Origin of the sequence: Mycobacterium sp. (genome assembly GCF_039583785.1) — a bacterium.
Lineage (GTDB): Bacteria > Actinomycetota > Actinomycetes > Mycobacteriales > Mycobacteriaceae > Mycobacterium.
This window is the reverse complement of sequence record NZ_JAVKSG010000075.1, coordinates 1-15,211: the sequence shown is the minus strand read 5'-3', so window position 1 is coordinate 15,211 and position 15,211 is coordinate 1. Positions and strand designations below refer to the sequence as shown.

The following is a 15,211-nucleotide window of genomic DNA, read 5'->3' as shown; positions in this document are numbered from 1 at the left end:
GTGCCCCGGCCGGTATAGAAGTTCGGCTTGCCGCAGACCACCACCTGCACGCCCTCGACGAGCTTGACCGGCGCATGGTCGACCAAGGTGTGGGGAGCCGTCACGCTCAGCGACATGTCCGCGGCCGGGTCACGCAACACCATGAAGACGGTCCGCGAACCCGGTCGAATGTTGATCTGAGTCAACTGCCCTTCGACCCAGACCACGCCGAGTTTGTCGATCCAGGCTGCGATCCGCGTCGCGACCGCGCGAACCGGGAACGGATTCTCGGCCGAATTGGCCGAGCGAATGGCCTGAGCCTCGGCCGAATTGGCCGATCGAGCTACCCGAGCCTCGGCGGCGTTGTCGGTCACGTCGCCGTCGCGCGCGTGATCCTGTTGGCGAGCAGCGTCTGGAATGGAGCGCGTCCCTTGGTGGCCTCTTCGAAGGCCAGCAGGGCCTCGAGCTCCTCGACATCGAGGGACTGCAGCCGGGCCCGCAGCTGCGCGAGAGTCAGCTGTTCGTAGTCCAACTCCTCGACTACCGCTGGCGCCGAGACCGACCGCTCGGCCGGCTTGGCCGCACGACGCGCCGGTGCGCCAGGCGGCCTCAGGGTTGCATCAGAGGACGAGTACAGCGCGAACCGGCCCGGGGCGCGGGACTCGACGCCGGACAGCTCGTCGTCGGCCCCGATGTCCGGTAGGTCCTCGTCGAACGTCGCCCACTCCGGCTGCTCGTCCTTGGGCGGAAAGATGTGTTCCAGCGTGGCATCGCCCTTGATCAGCAGCTCGGCCACGTTCTGCTGGAACCGCATCACGACGGCCGCGGCGGTGCTGACCAGCGTCATCGGATACATCAGGATGGTTTTCGGCAGCCGGATCGTCTCCTCGACGGCCATCGTCGCGGCGCCGACCAGCAGCCGAACCCCGTACGGTGCAGTAGCCATGCGGTCAAGACTGCCTTAACCGGCGGACAACTCCAAGCTGAGCGCGCGAGTTTTGCCCAGTACCCTTGGTGACATGCCACCGACGGTGAACATGGGCCTCAACATAGGGATGAGGGCGGGTGCCGCCGCCTCGGTGTCCGAGCCGGTCACCGGCAAGCGAGTGCTGCTGGCCGAGCCGCGCGGATACTGCGCCGGCGTCGACCGCGCCGTCGAGACCGTCGAGCGGGCGCTGGAAAAGCACGGCGCGCCGGTCTACGTCCGGCACGAGATCGTGCACAACCGCCACGTGGTGGAAACCCTGGCAAAGGCGGGCGCGGTGTTCGTCGACGAGACCGACGAGGTCCCCGAGGGCGCCATCGTGGTGTTCTCCGCCCACGGCGTCGCGCCGACCGTGCATCAGACGGCCGCCGAGCGGCAGCTCAAGGTCATCGACGCGACCTGCCCGCTGGTCACCAAGGTGCACAACGAGGTCAAACGTTTCGCCCGCGACGACTACGACATCCTGCTCATCGGCCACGAGGGTCACGAGGAGGTCGTCGGCACCGCCGGCGAAGCTCCCGACCACGTGCAGTTGGTCGACGGTCCGGGCGCCGTCGACGGCGTGACAGTTCGTGACGAGAACAAAGTGATCTGGTTGTCGCAGACCACGCTGTCGGTCGACGAGACGATGGAGACCGTGCAGCGGCTGCGGGCCAAATTCCCGACGCTGCAGGATCCGCCAAGCGACGACATCTGTTACGCGACGCAGAACCGTCAGGTGGCGGTGAAGGCGATGGCGCCGGAGTGCGAGCTGGTGATCGTGGTCGGTTCGCGCAACTCGTCGAACTCGGTGCGGTTGGTTGAGGTCGCACTCGGCGCCGGCTCGGCGGCCGCGCATCTGGTCGACTACGCCGACGACATCGATCCCGCCTGGCTGGACGGCGTGACCACGGTCGGCGTGACGTCCGGCGCGTCGGTTCCCGAGGTGCTGGTGCGCGGCGTGCTGGAGCGACTGGCCGAGCACGGTTACGACGTGGTTCAGCCGGTGACGACGGCCAACGAGACGCTGGTGTTCGCCTTGCCGCGCGAGATCAGGCCGGCGCGCGGCGACAATGCGGTCCGTGTAACGGACTGAGGTGGGGGCACCTCCCAGCCGCGTAGGCGGCTAGCGGGAGAGCCGCGCCATCGGGCGCGCGGCTCTCAGGCGTCGTACTTCCACGAGTCCGCGGACGGCTTGCGTGGACGCCGCGGGCGGTCATCGTAGGTCGCGTCGCCACCGGCTGCCTTCCGGTACCTGACCTGTGAGATCGGGTGATGGGTAGCGGTCGAGCCGTTCGGCGCGGGCCGGCGCCGCGGCGGGGGAGGTGGGGCATCGACCGGCTCGTAGGGATCGAACCGGCTGGCCGGACGGCCGCGACGGGCGTTCGGATCGCGACGCACGTCGCGCGGCGGACGACCACGCAACTCCGGATCACGCGGCGCTCGGCTGCGGCGAGGCGGCTCATCGGCGTCGACGTCGCGTGTCGGGCGTCGCCGGAGGCGATCGCGGGTCGGCTCGTCGTCGTCTCGCGGTGGGCGCGGCCGACCGGTGCGCGATGATGTCGCCGGACGCCGACCGGACCTTCTGTCGGCCACCGTCGAGCGCGCCGACCGCTCCACCGCGTGCTCCCGGCGAGCGCGGGGCCGGGTGGCCTTCTCGGGCGTCTCGGCGTCGGCGGAGTCGCGGTGCAACATCGCGGTCAAGCGCGCGACCAGTCCGACCCGCTGTTCATCGCCACCGGTGGCCTTATCGTCATCATCAGCGGCTGCTGCGCGCGACGGGCCCATGCCGAGGTACCACCGGACCAGACCTACCAGCAGTACGCCGGCCGAGGTGAACAGCATCAGCGGAAAACGTTCGATCAACGGGTAGCCGCAGTTGATCACGAGGTCTTTGACGCCGGTGAATTTGGCGCCGTGGAACAGGAAGTAGGCGCCGGGCACCGCGCAGAACAGGATCAGCGGCGGCTGGCTGACCGCGGTGAAAACACCGGACTGCCGGACTGCGAGCACCGCAGCCAGGCAGCCCACCACGTACAGTCCAGAGAAGACGCTGGTCAGCTCCTTGCCTGAGCCGGCGTCGAATGCGAAGCCCGCAGCGACACCGGTCAGCGCGACGACGACGGCAGCCCACCATGGCACACCAGGAACCGACGGGACGATCGAGCGGTGATCTGCTTTCACCGCCGACCGGTCCTGCTGCTGTGGCACACGTCGACCGTACCGGCTTGACACTGAAAGACGCGTAACGACCTCGTTAGCAATGCGTTGGCGTGCCTACTCGCGCGGATGCGCGGTAATTGACCGGGCAGCGGGTGCTCCTACACTTGTCTCCCTGTGAGCCTCAGCCTTGGGATCGTGGGTTTGCCGAATGTCGGCAAATCGACCCTGTTTAACGCGCTGACCAGGAACAATGTGGTCGCAGCCAACTACCCTTTCGCCACGATCGAGCCCAACGAGGGCGTGGTGCCGTTGCCCGACCCGCGGTTGGACAAGCTCGCCGAGATGTTCGACTCCGAGAAGATCGTGCCGGCGCCGGTGACCTTCGTCGACATCGCCGGAATCGTCAAGGGCGCCTCCGAGGGCGCCGGCCTGGGCAACAAATTCCTGGCCAACATCCGCGAGTGCGACGCCATCTGCCAGGTGGTGCGGGTGTTCGCCGACGACGACGTGGTGCACGTGGACGGCAAGGTCGATCCGGGCGCTGACATCGAGGTGATCGAAACCGAACTCATCCTCGCCGACATGCAGACGTTGGAGAAGGCCGTCCCGCGGCTGGAGAAGGAAGCCCGCAACAACAAGGAACGCAAGCCGCTGCTCGAGGCGGCTGTCGCCGCCGACGCCGTGCTGAACTCGGGCAAGACGCTGTTCGCGGCCGGTGTCGACGCATCGCTGCTGCGCGAGCTGAACCTGATGACCACCAAGCCGTTCCTCTATGTGTTCAACGCCGACGAGTCGGTGCTGACCGACGAGGCCCGCAAGGCCGAGCTGCGCGCGATGGTTGCACCCGCCGATGCGGTATTCCTCGACGCGAAAATCGAGTCCGAGCTCATCGAGCTGGACGAAGAGTCGGCCGCCGAGCTGCTCGAGTCCATCGGACAGACCGAGCGGGGCCTGGACGGGTTGGCGCGGGCCGGTTTTCACACATTGAAGTTGCAGACGTACTTGACGGCCGGGCCGAAAGAGGCGCGGGCGTGGACAATTCACCAGGGCGACACCGCGCCAAAAGCGGCCGGGGTGATCCACACCGACTTCGAAAAGGGCTTCATCAAAGCCGAGATCGTGTCCTACGACGAACTGGTCGCCGCCGGGTCGATGGCATCGGCGAAGTCGGCCGGCAAGGTGCGCATGGAGGGCAAGGACTACGTGATGGCCGACGGTGATGTGGTGGAGTTCCGGTTCAACGTGTAGCGAAGAACAAGGTCTCGTCGAAGGGGATTTAGGACGCGACCGGTGCCTCACCCCTGAGAGCTCGCAGGCCACGCAGTGTCCGGTTGATCAGTTCACGTCGTTCGTCGTTGGTCATCGAGTCGCCGAGCGGGGCGCGCACCCGCAGATAACCCTGTGTCACCAACTCGTCGACCAGGAACCGCGTCGCACCGAGCGGCAGGGCGAGATTTGCGGCGATCTCTGCAACCGAGGGGCTGTGTACGCACGACGTCAGGATCTGGCCCCGCACATCATTTTTTGGCCAGCGCGGCGGATTCGCCGTGATGTCGAGCGCTTCGACCGGAGCTTCGAGTGCCAGTTCGATGCCAGCATCGGTACGGCCTGCTGTCAGTGTGTACGGCCGGACCAGGCTCGGCGCGTCGGTGGTTCCCGGCTCTGTGAACCAGTCGCTGATCGGCTCGCTCTGGGAGTGCTTCGGTCGCGCGTGTGGCGAACTATGTGACCCCGTGCGGTTCTTCAAGAACCACAAGGTCTGGTCGGCGTGCACCATCGCGCGCACCTCGCTGGAAACGACCTTCAGGATGGTGCGGTCGGTGTCGATGACGAATGTGGTCCGTCTGACCGGCAGCAGCCGGGCCAGCAGGCCACGGCGCCGAGTGTGTCGGCCACGCTCGGCCTCGTCACGCGCCAGAACGGATCCGCGCAGCTTGCCGAGTCGGCCACGGCGCACCCCGAAGAGCTCGGACACCACGCTGTCCGCGTCGGAGAGCAGCGGATAGTCGAACGAGCGCTGTCGGGCGAAGTGCGCTTGCCTGTCGACGGTGTCGGTGCTGATGCCCACCCGCTGGGCGCCCAACCTGGCGAACTCGTCGCTCAGGTTCCGAAAATGACAAGCCTGAGCTGTACAGATCGGTGAGGATGCGAGCGGGAAGAAGAAGAGTACGACCGGCCCCGCGGAAAGAAACGCGGACAGTGTTCTGGGCCGACCGGTGTGGTCGTACAGAGTGAAGTCAGGCGCCTTGTCGCCCGCGATCATCGGCAGAGAGTAGCGCGCTGCAGCGCTGTGCACGCGCGACTCGGACAATTCGGTCATCCCCTGCCGCCTAACAGGTGCGTACGCCATATTACGAATACCTCGGCCGCGGGTAATTCGCGTCGCGCGGTCCGAGCCGTTGCTGGTTCGCAGCTACTATTCGACAGTCAGGTAGCACGCCTCGGGACCTGAACGAAGGTCAAGCTGCCTACCCGACGGTGATGTGATCACATGCCGGTGGATGAGTGTGTCGCTTGGCTGCCGCCGCCTACCCAGTCCAACTCGCGCTCGGCGATGCCGCGCTGCGGTGTGTCACCGGCGCGGAGCCCGCACCGGATCGGTTCCGGAAATGGGAGCCGACGTGCGCCGACCTTCGACGGTCGCCTACCCGCGAATGTCGGTGACCGCCTTTACCATCAGCGCGAGATGACGATCACCTACCTGTTTCTGCCGGCCTACTTCGGGCTCTTTGCGGGCCTCGTCGGGCACCGCGTCACGGTGGGTCTGGTGGGCGCCGCTGTGGGCTTGGTCCTCGCGGTGGTGCTAGCGGCCGAACGCCGTCGGCCGCGCGACGGAATGGCGGCGATCGACGCCATGACGGGAATGGACTTCGAGGACTACGTCGCTGCGCGCTTGGAGCGGGCCGGCTGGGAGGTCTCCTTCACCCCGGGCAGCGGCGACTACGGTGTCGACCTGATCGCCCGGCGCGACGACAGGGCGGTGGCGGTTCAGTGCAAGCGGCTGGGTAAGCCCGTCGGTGTCGCCGCCGTTCAGCAGGTGGTCGCGGGCGCACGCCACCATGACTGCACCACGAGCATCGTCATCAGCAATCAGGAATTCACCGATGCGGCCCAGAAGCTGGCCTTCACCCATAATTGTCAGCTGATCGGTCGCCGCGCCTTGCAGGCATGGGTACCGCCCCGGCGCGGCGGCATGCGGTTTAGCGCATGCCGCGAGTCCGGCTGAGGCACACTCTGGGTGATGGCGACGATGAAGCGAGTGGCGTGCGCGCTGGCGACGGCCCTGTCGGGGCCGGTCCTGTTCGCCGCCGGAGCCGCCCACGCGGCGCCGGCTTTCCACTGGTGTCCGGGCCAGCCGTGGGACGCGGGCTGGGGGAGCATCTACGACTGGGACTGGAACCACTGCCACGACTGGCAGCGGACCGCCGGCCAGGGTGGTGCGATGGGCAACGGACCGTGGGGGCTTGCGCCGGCTTGGGCTCCGCCGCAACCATCGCCGCCGCCATGGGCCCCGGGCGCGCAGGTGATGTGGAACATGACCGCCAGGACGTGGGGATTCTGGAACAACAACATCTGGATGCCGCTCTGAACCGGGAGTCGTTGAGGGACAGCCAGTGTCGCTGATCTCGGCCACGGTATGGCCAACCGCAGGAGTGTGCCGAGCTGGTGGGGCGGGATCGGGCCGGTCGAGCTGAGCGGGTGGCGATGCGCGTGTTGGGCGAAGGGTCGACGTGCATGCCTGCGGCCCAGGGGGAGCGGCTCGGCGACCATCCGAGTCCGTGCGACTACGTCGGCGAGATCGTAACCACGCCGACGACGATGCCGTGGGGCAACCGGGCGCTGTTATTCCGATATCCGGACGGCAGCCTCGTCAATCTGTTCACGCCGATCACCGACGAGGCGCGCGCCAAGTTCTGGGGGTGAGGGCGCCGCACCGGTCCGATCGCGGCGTGGGCGGTCAATCTGCTAAGACTGAGATTTCGCTCCCCAGGCGATACGGCGCGATCAACGGTAGATCGTCACCGCTCCAAAACCGCCCAGGATCAAACCAACTCGACCGCTTCTCGGTGGCGATCAGACCCATCTCCTCGTAGGTGACGGCCACTGTCTCTGCGCAGTAGGCGGATTCGAAGCGCCCCTTGCGTTGTTCCGCACTGCGCCGCCGGGTCGATTCTCGAACGTGTGCGTCCAACCAGGGGAGTCCGCGCACCCAGTCGTACCTGGTCGGAAGTTGGCCGCGCAGCCACCGCAGGGTCAGCCGGGTGGTGGACGGAAACGGCGTGCCATCCATCCGCGCGATGACGCGCAGCAGCAGGTTTTCCTGGTCGTGGTCGATGTCTGGCGTTATCTGCCGGAACCAGCAGCGCTGCCCGTAGCGCGTCAGCCATCTTTCGACGGCCTCGCAGGCGTCGTTGAGCTGCACACCCCGGTGTTTGGTCGCGGTCCAGACATCGGTCAACTTATCGCCGAGCTCGGCGTGCCACATCAACGGCGGCAGATCCTCGATCGCCACCGTCATGCCGACGTGGTTGACTGGGCTGTTCGACATCGTCTGGATCGCGCGGTCAGGGCCGGAATGCCCGCGAAACAGCCAGACGTCGCCGGTTCTGGTCTGCTCCAGGGCTCGGCTCAAGCTCACCGTGTGCGTGTCCACAACCGCACCATATGCACATACTGTCCCCGCCGGGATGCACTCGCGAATAACCTGAGCCGATGCGGACCATCTGGAAGTTGTTGGGATTGGCCGGGGTTGTCGGGGTGGCGGCCGGTGGCGTGCTGGTGGTCCGCGACCAACGGCGGCGGCGGGCCTACACGCCCGACGAGATTCGCGACCGGCTTCAGCAGCGCCTGGCCGAGGCCGGCGAGGATTAGCCGCTAGGCGGCAGCGACGGAGTACAGCCGGTGGGTGCCGGAGAAGCCCTTCAACTCTGTCTCGCGACCCCCGTCGAATTCGAGATCCGGACAGTCGCGCAGGGCCCTGCGCACTGCGTCACTCACCAAAACCTCGCCGCCGCAGGCTTCGGATGCAACGCGTGCCGCCATCGCGACGTTGCGGCCGAACAGGCCGTCGCCGCGTCGCACCGACCGGCCCACATGGACCCCGATCCGCACGCTAATCCCGTTGCGCCGCTTGCGTTGTGAGTCCCGGTGTAGCGCATCCTGTATGTCGATGCCGCAGCGCACCGCCACTTCGGCCCGCGCGAAGGCGATCATGAACCCGTCGCCCTGGCTCTTGACCACATGTCCGGAGCGGGCGTCGACCAGCTTGCGAACCTGCTTGTCATGCTCGCCGATGAGCCGCACCCGGGCCCGGTCGCCGACCCGTTCGTTCAGCGCGGTCGACTCCTCGATGTCGGAGAACAGAATCGCCACCTTGCCGTCCTGTGTCACCCGGGCCAGATCCGGTCGCTCCACTTCGGCCCAGTCGGCAAGGTCTTCGATCGAGCTGCGCACCGCGGCGATGGCCACCGCTTCGGCGACGACCGCACCGGCCAGGACATCGACCGCGATCATGATGTGGGCAGCCATGCCACGCATCTTCTCTGATCGGTCGCGAGTTCCGCAGCGACAGCGCCCGATCGGCCGGGGTTGGCATTTTCGCGTGAAGCTGTCAGTGCAGCAAAAAGTCAACCGCGAGTGCCTGTTTCGAAAAATTTCACCATCGGCGTGTTTAGCCGGCTCACTAAACGGTTACACACCACGAGCTTCGGTCATTGGGTCGAACCGCAATGTCTAGGGTTGAGCCTGGCCGCGGCGGGATCGACTCAGGCGATGTGTGCAAGTGTTGAGCTGGAGTCGAGTCGAATTCTTGGAGGTTCAGATTGATCGAATCCGGTGCCCACGCCTCGGACCTGCTGGTGATTTTCGGAATCACCGGCGATCTGGCCCGCAAGATGACGTTCCAGGCCCTTTACCGGCTGGAGCACCGGGGATTGCTGGAATGCCCGATCCTGGGCGTCGCCAGCGACGACATCAGCGTGGACGAGCTGGTCACGCGAGCCCGCAAGGCCATCGAGGGCGCGGGCGATAAAGTCGACGGCAAGGTCTTCGACCGGTTCGCCAAACGGCTGTCCTACCTGCACGGCGATGTCACCGATTCGGCGCTCTACGACGCGCTGAAAAAGCAGATCGGCTCCAAGCGCCACTGCCTGTTCTACCTCGAGATGCCACCGTCGCTGTTCGCGCCCATCGTGGAGCACCTGGCCGACGCCGAACTGCTGACCGGATCGCGGGTCGCGGTAGAGAAGCCGTTCGGCCACGACCTGAAGTCCGCCCTCGAACTCAACCAGCAGCTGCGCGCGGTGCTCGACGAGGACCAGATTTTCCGGGTGGACCACTTCTTGGGCAAAGAGCCGGTCGTCGAGCTGGAGTATCTGCGGTTCGGCAATCTGGCCCTGGCGCAGCAGTGGGACCGAAAAAGCATCTCCGAAATCCAGATCACCATGGCCGAGAACTTCGGCGTCGAAGACCGGGGCAGTTTCTACGACGGGGTCGGTGCACTGCGCGACGTCGTGCAGAACCACCTGCTGCAGGTGCTCGCCGGGGTCGCGATGGAGCCGCCCGTCGGACCGAGCGCCGACGATCTCAACGACAAGAAAGCCGATGTACTGCGGGCGATACCGGCGATCGACCCGGAGCGCTGCGTGCGGGGTCAGTACCGTGGCTACACCGCGATCGACGGCGTAGCAGAGGATTCGGACACCGAGACCTTCGTCGCGCTGCGAGTGCAGATCGACAACTGGCGCTGGGCCGGGGTGCCGATCTTTCTGCGCGCGGGCAAGGCACTGACCGAGCGAGTCACCGAGGTGCGGCTGTTCACCCATCGCGTTCCGTCGCTGGCTTTCCTGCCGGACGGCCGACAGGCCGCGCCCAACCAGATCGTGCTGCGCATCGACCCCGACCCCGGGCTGCGCCTCCAGCTCACCGCGCTCGAGGGCGACCGCTGGCGCGACCTGCACCTCGACTCTTCGTTCATGTCCGACCTGGGCGAGCCGCTGCTGCCCTACGAGCGGCTGCTGCACGGCGCGCTGACCGGCGATCACAAACTGTTCGCCCGCGAAGACGGCATCGAACAGACCTGGCGAATCGTCCAGCCGCTATTGGATCAGCCCGGCGAGATGCACCCGTATGAGCTCGGCTCGTGGGGGCCGGACGCGGCACGCGAAGTGCTACGAGGACATCGCGGCTGGCAGCAGCCGTGGCTAGCCGGTAACCACTAAAAAGGAGAACAGAACAACATGCAGCTAGGAATGATCGGCTTGGGCCGGATGGGTGCGAACATCGCCCGCCGCGTGGTCGCCAACGGGCACGAAGTCGTCGTCTATGACCACAGCGAAGACGCCGTCAAGGCGATGGCCGACGAGAAGAACACCACCGGAGTCGGCTCGCTGAAAGAGCTGGCCGAGAAGATGTCGACGCCGCGCGTCGTGTGGGTGATGGTGCCCGCCGGCACCATCACCACCTCGGTGATCGACGATCTGGCCGACACGCTGGAAAAGGGTGACATCGTGATCGACGGTGGGAACTCCTATTATCGCGACGACATCAAGCATGCGAAAACGCTGTCCAAGAAGGGGATTCACCTCCTCGACTGCGGAACGAGCGGTGGCGTCTGGGGCCGCGAACGCGGCTACTGCCTGATGATCGGCGGCGACGACTACGCGTTCGAACACGCCGAGCCGATCTTGAGCACCGTCGCGCCGGGTGTCGACGCGGCGCCGCGGACCCCCGGCCGCGACGGCGAGGTCGCGCAGCCTGAGAAGGGTTATCTGCATTGCGGTCCGTCCGGAGCCGGGCACTTCGTGAAGATGGTGCACAACGGAATTGAGTACGGCATGATGGCCTCAATCGCCGAGGGCCTGAACATCCTGCGCAACGCCGACATCGGTACGCGTGTGCAGGCCGATGATGCCGAAACCGCTCCGCTGTCGAATCCCGAATATTACCAATACAACCTCGACATCCCCGATGTCGCCGAAGTATGGCGCCGGGGCAGCGTCATCGGCTCCTGGCTGTTGGACCTGACCGCGATCGCGCTGCACGAGTCGCCCGACCTGGACGAATTCTCCGGCCGGGTGTCCGACTCGGGCGAAGGCCGCTGGACCGCGATCGCGGCCATCGACGAGGGGGTTCCCGCACCGGTTCTGACGACCGCGCTGCAGTCCCGTTTCGCGTCGCGCAGCCTCGATGACTTTGCCAACCAGGCGCTGTCAGCGATGCGCAAGCAATTCGGCGGGCACGCGGAAAAGCCGTCCGGCGGCTAGCGGCGATCGCGAGGGCGGCGTAGCCGGGCGAAGCGGGTCGGCGCCGAGGGATTTGCGGCGATCGCGAGGGCGGCGTAGCCGGGCGAAGCGGGTCGGCGCCGAGGACTAGCGCGTTGCGAACGTCACCACTACGTCGCTGAAGGCGTCATTGTCGTCGCCGGCGGCAGTGTGGCCGGCGCCGGAGAGTTCGACGAACTCAGCATTGGGCACGGTCGCCAGGAAGTGCTTGACCCCGTCGGGGCTGACCACGTCCGAGAGCTTGCCGCGGATCAGCAGCACCGGGATCTTCAGGTCGGCCGCGGCCCGCTCGAAGTTCTCGGTGCGCAGTTCCGGGTCGTCGCCGGGTTTGGTCATGAAGGCCGGATCCCAGTGCCAGTACCAGCGGCCGTCGCGCAGGCGGAGGTTCTTTTTCAGTCCCTCCGGGCTGCGCGGCCTCCTCCGGTGCGGCAGGTAGGCGGCGACAGCGTCTGCGGCTTCGTCGAGGTTGGCGAACCCGTGCAGACCGCTGAACATGAAGTCGCGGATACGGGCGCTGCCGTTTTTCTCGAAGCGTGGCACGACGTCGACAAGTATCAACCGGGTGACCCGCTCCGGTCCGGCCCGGTCGGCGACGAGGATGCCGGTCAGCCCGCCCATGCTGGCTCCGATCAGGATCACCGGCCGACCGATGGCGTCGAGGACCTGCGTGACGTCGGCAGCCAGCGTCTCGACGTCGTAGTCCGCGTTGGGCGACCGGTCGCTGTCGCCATGACCGCGGCTGTCTAGCGCTACGACGTGGAAGCCGTGGTCTGCCAGCACCTGGCCGGTGTTCTTCCAGGAGAACCGGTTCTGGCCGCCGCCGTGCAGCATCAGAATGCTCGGCCGGGCGGCCGTCACGTCGGTGCCGCGACCCCACTCGTCCGCGACCAGGGTGAGCCCCTGACTCCCGGACAACTCGACGGTCTTGGGAGTGTTGCGCACGGCGGTCACGGGCGGTCCTCTCGGTCGATCACACTTTGACGTTACCCAGAGGAGTTTTCGTGTTCGCCGGGGTCTGCCTCTTCGGAAACCTGCCCCCCACTTTTAGGAGACTGCATGCCCTCGCTGTGGTTCGAGCACGACCTGGGGAAGGCAGCGGAGTTCTACACCTCGATCTTCCCGAACTCGCGCATCGGTGCTTTGGCTCATCGGGTATCAACGGCGGCCCGCACTTCCAATTCAGCGAGGTGTTGTTCTTCACGATCAACTGCAGGGACCAGGACGACGTCGACTACTACTGCCGGGATCGGCTGACCTCTGCCGGTGGCCATGACACCTTCGGCCTGAGCTGGCAGGTGGTTTGGCGCAGGCCCCACGAACTGGTCAGTCACCCGGATCCGGCCGTCGCCACCGCCGTCGCTCAGGCGATGTAGCGCATCCCCAAGATCGTTGTCGCCGATCTCGAGAATGCGGCGGCTTTGGGCTGAGTGATCGCATGACCACGTACCGTTGGAAAACATGCCCGACGGTGACGGTGACGGTGACGATGTCGTGTTCGTGGTACCTGTCCAGCCCCCTGGCCAGGCTGTCCGGATCGCGCTGTTCGCCGGTCTCATCGCGGCGGTGGGGTTGGCGGGGCTGGTCGGCTGGCTGGGGCTTCGTGCCTACCAGGCTGAGCGCCGGGAAGCGCAACGCGGCCTTTTCGTGCAGACCGCACAGGACGTCGCGGTGAACCTCAGCACGGTCGACTACGAGCATGCCGAGGCCGACGCGCAGCGAATTCAGGACTCCGCTGTCGGTGTGTTCGCCGACAGCTTCGCCCATCACAAGCAGACCTACATCGACAACGCCAAGCAGTCGCGATCGCGATCGCTGGGCACCGTCACCGATGCCGGCCTGGAGTCGCAGAGCGGCGACTACGGCAGGGTATTGGTTGCCGTCACGGTTGAGTCCGCGGGCCCTGGCGAACAAATCCCGCAGTTCTTCCGGATGCGGATCACCGTGCAGAAGATCGGCGACGGCGCCAAGGTTTCCGACGTGGCGTTCGTGTCATGAAATCGGTCAACTGGTCGCGAGTGCTGGCCTACGGGCTGCTGCCCACTTTCGTGCTGCTGCTTGCCATCGCCGCGGGCCTGCTCAAGTGGAAGTACTCCTCGATCAGCTCGGTCGAACGCGCCCGCAGCCAATCTTTGTCGGCCGCAAAGGATTCCACCGATGCAATCCTGACGTTTCGATACGACACGATCGACCACGACGTGGCAGCCACCCGAGAGAAGCTGACCGGCGGCTTCCTGGACACCTACACGAAGCGCGCGCAGCAAGAGCTCATTCCTCGTGCCAAGCAGCAGCGCCTCGTCGCGACGGCTACGGTGCCGGCCGCCGCGCCGGAGACGGTGACCCCGAATCACGCCGTTGTCCTGGTGTTCGTGTCGCAATCCGTCAAGGCCGGCGACACACCGCCGACGGTAACCGATTCCAGCGCCCGGGTGACGCTCGACAAGATCGGCGGGCGCTGGCTGATCTCCGATTTCGACTACTACTGATCGCCCACGCGAAGGATTCAGGTGATGACCAAACACCGTTGGATCGACGTCAAAGCTCCCGCCGTGGAGTTGAAGGCGCTGACATGGGGGCCGCCTGACGGGCCAATTGCGCTGTGCTTGCACGGTTTTCCCGACACGGCTTATGGCTGGCGCAAGGTCGCGCCCCGACTGGCCGAGTCCGGCTGGCGGGTGGTGGCGCCGTTCATGCGTGGCTATGCACCGTCGTCGATCCCGTCCGACGGCAGCTATCACATCGGTGCGCTGATGGACGACGCGCTGCAGATACGCGCCGCCATCGGCGGCACTGAACGCGACGTGGTGATCGGCCACGACTGGGGTGCGATGGCCGCCAACGGCCTGGCCGCGATCCCGGACAGCCCGTTCGCCAAAGCGGTGATCATGTCGGTCCCGCCGGCGGCGGCCTTTCGGGGCCGGGTCCCCGACAAGGTTCGACTGCTGGCCCAGATCCCACCCCAACTGCTGCGCAGCTGGTACATCATGTATTTCCAATTGCCCTGGTTTCCAGAGCGTTCCGCCTCCTGGGTGTTGCCGCGACTGTGGAAAACCTGGTCGCCCGGCTACGACGCCAAAGCCGACCTGCGCCATGTCGATGCCGCGATCGGCACGCCCGAGAGTTGGCGGGCCGCGCTGGGGCCGTATCGCGCGACGATCCGCAACACCCGCCCACCGACGCAGTACCGCGATTTGCACCGGCATTGGACGTCGCGGCCGAAGCTGCCGAGCCTGTACTTGCATGGACGCGACGACGGTTGCATGACATCGGCTTTCACGCGCTGGATTCCCAACGCGCTTCCCGATGACAGCGACGTGACCGTCGTCGACAATGCCGGGCACTTCCTTCAACTCGACGCGCCGGACAAGGTGGCCGACCTGGTGCTCGGCTTCATCGGCCCAGCGAAGTAGCGGGCCTGGGAGCGCTATCCGCCGTGATCGGTGGCACGCATAACCATGGTCGTCAACTCGTCGCTCTGGCTAGTCGCCGCCGCAGCAGTACTGATGACCGGAGCTGCTGCCCACGCGGACGCGCCCGGCGACGAATTCTTGAAGTTGCTGTCGAGGGATGGCAGCACTGCGGGCCCACCAGAGCAGTTGATCGCTCTCGCGCATGAACGGTGCGACGACGACAACCTCTCCCGCTCCGGAATATTCACTTTTCATTTCGGCGCGATGCCGAGCCCGTTCAGCAGCGCCATGCTGCAGCTTGCCGCCAAGCTGGAGAATCAGGGCCTGACGGGCCCGCAGGTACGGCCATTCTTACTGGACGCCATCAGCGTTTACTGCCCCGGCGCGCATAGTTATGGTCCTTCGTCGTCTTGCTC

General features: G+C 66.2%; 18 protein-coding genes and 2 pseudogenes. 13 read left to right on the top strand and 7 right to left on the bottom strand.

What is annotated here, in order from left to right; translation table 11 throughout:
- Positions 1–290, bottom strand: a 290-nt coding sequence (locus ABDV69_RS17685; RefSeq protein WP_343576692.1) for an exodeoxyribonuclease VII large subunit, incomplete at its 3' end; no start/stop codon positions are given.
- Positions 291–349: 59 nt separating this feature from the next.
- Positions 350–925 carry a lipid droplet-associated protein gene (locus tag ABDV69_RS17680; protein WP_343576688.1) on the bottom strand — a complete coding sequence of 192 codons (576 nt, stop codon included), beginning with the start codon at positions 923–925 and terminating at the stop codon, positions 350–352.
- Positions 926–998: 73 nt separating this feature from the next.
- Here ABDV69_RS17680 and ABDV69_RS17675 point away from each other — a divergent pair, with 73 nt between their 5' ends.
- Complete coding sequence (locus ABDV69_RS17675) at positions 999–2,039, top strand: 4-hydroxy-3-methylbut-2-enyl diphosphate reductase (RefSeq protein WP_343576686.1); 1,041 nt, start codon at positions 999–1,001, stop codon at positions 2,037–2,039.
- Between the two features lie 65 nt (positions 2,040–2,104).
- On the opposite strand, the gene ABDV69_RS17670 is transcribed toward ABDV69_RS17675, so the two are convergent.
- Positions 2,105–3,154, bottom strand: coding sequence for a DUF6542 domain-containing protein (locus ABDV69_RS17670; protein ID WP_343576683.1), 1,050 nt, complete (start codon positions 3,152–3,154; stop codon positions 2,105–2,107).
- 126 nt (positions 3,155–3,280) lie between these two features.
- Here ABDV69_RS17670 and ychF point away from each other — a divergent pair, with 126 nt between their 5' ends.
- Complete coding sequence (ychF, locus tag ABDV69_RS17665; RefSeq protein WP_343576681.1) at positions 3,281–4,354, top strand: redox-regulated ATPase YchF; 1,074 nt, start codon at positions 3,281–3,283, stop codon at positions 4,352–4,354.
- A 28-nt stretch (positions 4,355–4,382) separates the two neighbouring features.
- Here ychF and ABDV69_RS17660 read toward each other — a convergent pair whose 3' ends face one another.
- Positions 4,383–5,369 (bottom strand): redoxin domain-containing protein, encoded by a 987-nt coding sequence (locus ABDV69_RS17660; RefSeq protein ID WP_343576680.1) that lies wholly within the window; start codon positions 5,367–5,369, stop codon positions 4,383–4,385.
- A 423-nt stretch (positions 5,370–5,792) separates the two neighbouring features.
- Between ABDV69_RS17660 and ABDV69_RS17655 the strand changes: the two genes are divergently transcribed.
- The 3 genes and pseudogenes from ABDV69_RS17655 to ABDV69_RS17645 form a co-directional block, all read left to right on the top strand.
- Positions 5,793–6,332 carry a restriction endonuclease gene (locus tag ABDV69_RS17655; protein ID WP_343576678.1) on the top strand — a complete coding sequence of 180 codons (540 nt, stop codon included), beginning with the start codon at positions 5,793–5,795 and terminating at the stop codon, positions 6,330–6,332.
- Between the two features lie 15 nt (positions 6,333–6,347).
- Positions 6,348–6,695 carry a hypothetical protein gene (locus tag ABDV69_RS17650; protein WP_343576675.1) on the top strand — a complete coding sequence of 116 codons (348 nt, stop codon included), beginning with the start codon at positions 6,348–6,350 and terminating at the stop codon, positions 6,693–6,695.
- 197 nt (positions 6,696–6,892) lie between these two features.
- Positions 6,893–7,030: pseudogene (locus ABDV69_RS17645) on the top strand (VOC family protein); the annotation flags it as partial.
- A 34-nt stretch (positions 7,031–7,064) separates the two neighbouring features.
- Here the strand turns inward: ABDV69_RS17645 and ABDV69_RS17640 are convergent.
- Positions 7,065–7,760, bottom strand: coding sequence for a guanylate cyclase (locus ABDV69_RS17640; RefSeq protein WP_343576672.1), 696 nt, complete (start codon positions 7,758–7,760; stop codon positions 7,065–7,067).
- A gap of 59 nt (positions 7,761–7,819) precedes the next feature.
- Here ABDV69_RS17640 and ABDV69_RS17635 point away from each other — a divergent pair, with 59 nt between their 5' ends.
- Positions 7,820–7,978, top strand: coding sequence for a hypothetical protein (locus tag ABDV69_RS17635; RefSeq protein WP_343576670.1), 159 nt, complete (start codon positions 7,820–7,822; stop codon positions 7,976–7,978).
- A gap of 3 nt (positions 7,979–7,981) precedes the next feature.
- Here ABDV69_RS17635 and ABDV69_RS17630 read toward each other — a convergent pair whose 3' ends face one another.
- Positions 7,982–8,620 (bottom strand): adenylate/guanylate cyclase domain-containing protein, encoded by a 639-nt coding sequence (locus ABDV69_RS17630; RefSeq protein ID WP_343576690.1) that lies wholly within the window; start codon positions 8,618–8,620, stop codon positions 7,982–7,984.
- A gap of 308 nt (positions 8,621–8,928) precedes the next feature.
- On the opposite strand from ABDV69_RS17630, the gene ABDV69_RS17625 reads away from it, so the two are divergent.
- Both ABDV69_RS17625 and gnd read left to right on the top strand, forming a co-directional pair.
- The gene (locus ABDV69_RS17625) at positions 8,929–10,326 is read left to right on the top strand and encodes a glucose-6-phosphate dehydrogenase (RefSeq protein ID WP_343576668.1); all 1,398 of its coding nucleotides are present in this window, start codon (positions 8,929–8,931) and stop codon (positions 10,324–10,326) included.
- Positions 10,327–10,344: 18 nt separating this feature from the next.
- A complete protein-coding gene (gnd, locus tag ABDV69_RS17620) occupies positions 10,345–11,370 on the top strand; it encodes a phosphogluconate dehydrogenase (NAD(+)-dependent, decarboxylating) (RefSeq protein WP_343576665.1) in 1,026 nt (341 codons plus the stop codon).
- 105 nt (positions 11,371–11,475) lie between these two features.
- Here gnd and ABDV69_RS17615 read toward each other — a convergent pair whose 3' ends face one another.
- Positions 11,476–12,339, bottom strand: coding sequence for an alpha/beta hydrolase (locus ABDV69_RS17615; RefSeq protein ID WP_343576662.1), 864 nt, complete (start codon positions 12,337–12,339; stop codon positions 11,476–11,478).
- 105 nt (positions 12,340–12,444) lie between these two features.
- Here ABDV69_RS17615 and ABDV69_RS17610 point away from each other — a divergent pair.
- From ABDV69_RS17610 to ABDV69_RS17590, 5 genes and pseudogenes are all read left to right on the top strand, one after another.
- Positions 12,445–12,761: pseudogene (locus ABDV69_RS17610) on the top strand (VOC family protein).
- An 85-nt stretch (positions 12,762–12,846) separates the two neighbouring features.
- The gene (locus ABDV69_RS17605; RefSeq protein ID WP_343576660.1) at positions 12,847–13,383 is read left to right on the top strand and encodes a mammalian cell entry protein; all 537 of its coding nucleotides are present in this window, start codon (positions 12,847–12,849) and stop codon (positions 13,381–13,383) included.
- On the top strand, positions 13,380–13,871 hold the full coding sequence (locus tag ABDV69_RS17600; RefSeq protein WP_343576659.1) for a hypothetical protein: 492 nt from the start codon (positions 13,380–13,382) through the stop codon (positions 13,869–13,871). Before ABDV69_RS17605 ends, ABDV69_RS17600 begins: the two co-directional genes overlap by 4 nt.
- 24 nt (positions 13,872–13,895) lie before the next feature.
- Positions 13,896–14,795: an alpha/beta fold hydrolase gene (locus tag ABDV69_RS17595; protein WP_343576657.1), complete on the top strand. Its 900-nt coding sequence runs from the start codon at positions 13,896–13,898 to the stop codon at positions 14,793–14,795.
- A gap of 45 nt (positions 14,796–14,840) precedes the next feature.
- The coding region (locus ABDV69_RS17590) for a DUF732 domain-containing protein (RefSeq protein WP_343576655.1) at positions 14,841–15,211 on the top strand (371 nt) is incomplete at its 3' end.

Coding starts and splice junctions, on each gene's coding strand:
- ABDV69_RS17595 (WP_343576657.1), top strand. CDS start 13,896: ATGACCAAACACCGTTGGATCGACGTCAAAGCTCCCGCCGTGGAGTTG.
- ABDV69_RS17655 (WP_343576678.1), top strand. CDS start 5,793: ATGACGATCACCTACCTGTTTCTGCCGGCCTACTTCGGGCTCTTTGCG.
- ABDV69_RS17660 (WP_343576680.1), bottom strand. CDS start 5,369: ATGATCGCGGGCGACAAGGCGCCTGACTTCACTCTGTACGACCACACC.
- ABDV69_RS17650 (WP_343576675.1), top strand. CDS start 6,348: ATGGCGACGATGAAGCGAGTGGCGTGCGCGCTGGCGACGGCCCTGTCG.
- ABDV69_RS17600 (WP_343576659.1), top strand. CDS start 13,380: ATGAAATCGGTCAACTGGTCGCGAGTGCTGGCCTACGGGCTGCTGCCC.
- ABDV69_RS17635 (WP_343576670.1), top strand. CDS start 7,820: ATGCGGACCATCTGGAAGTTGTTGGGATTGGCCGGGGTTGTCGGGGTG.
- ABDV69_RS17630 (WP_343576690.1), bottom strand. CDS start 8,620: ATGATCGCGGTCGATGTCCTGGCCGGTGCGGTCGTCGCCGAAGCGGTG.
- ABDV69_RS17605 (WP_343576660.1), top strand. CDS start 12,847: ATGCCCGACGGTGACGGTGACGGTGACGATGTCGTGTTCGTGGTACCT.
- gnd (WP_343576665.1), top strand. CDS start 10,345: ATGCAGCTAGGAATGATCGGCTTGGGCCGGATGGGTGCGAACATCGCC.
- ABDV69_RS17675 (WP_343576686.1), top strand. CDS start 999: ATGCCACCGACGGTGAACATGGGCCTCAACATAGGGATGAGGGCGGGT.
- ABDV69_RS17680 (WP_343576688.1), bottom strand. CDS start 925: ATGGCTACTGCACCGTACGGGGTTCGGCTGCTGGTCGGCGCCGCGACG.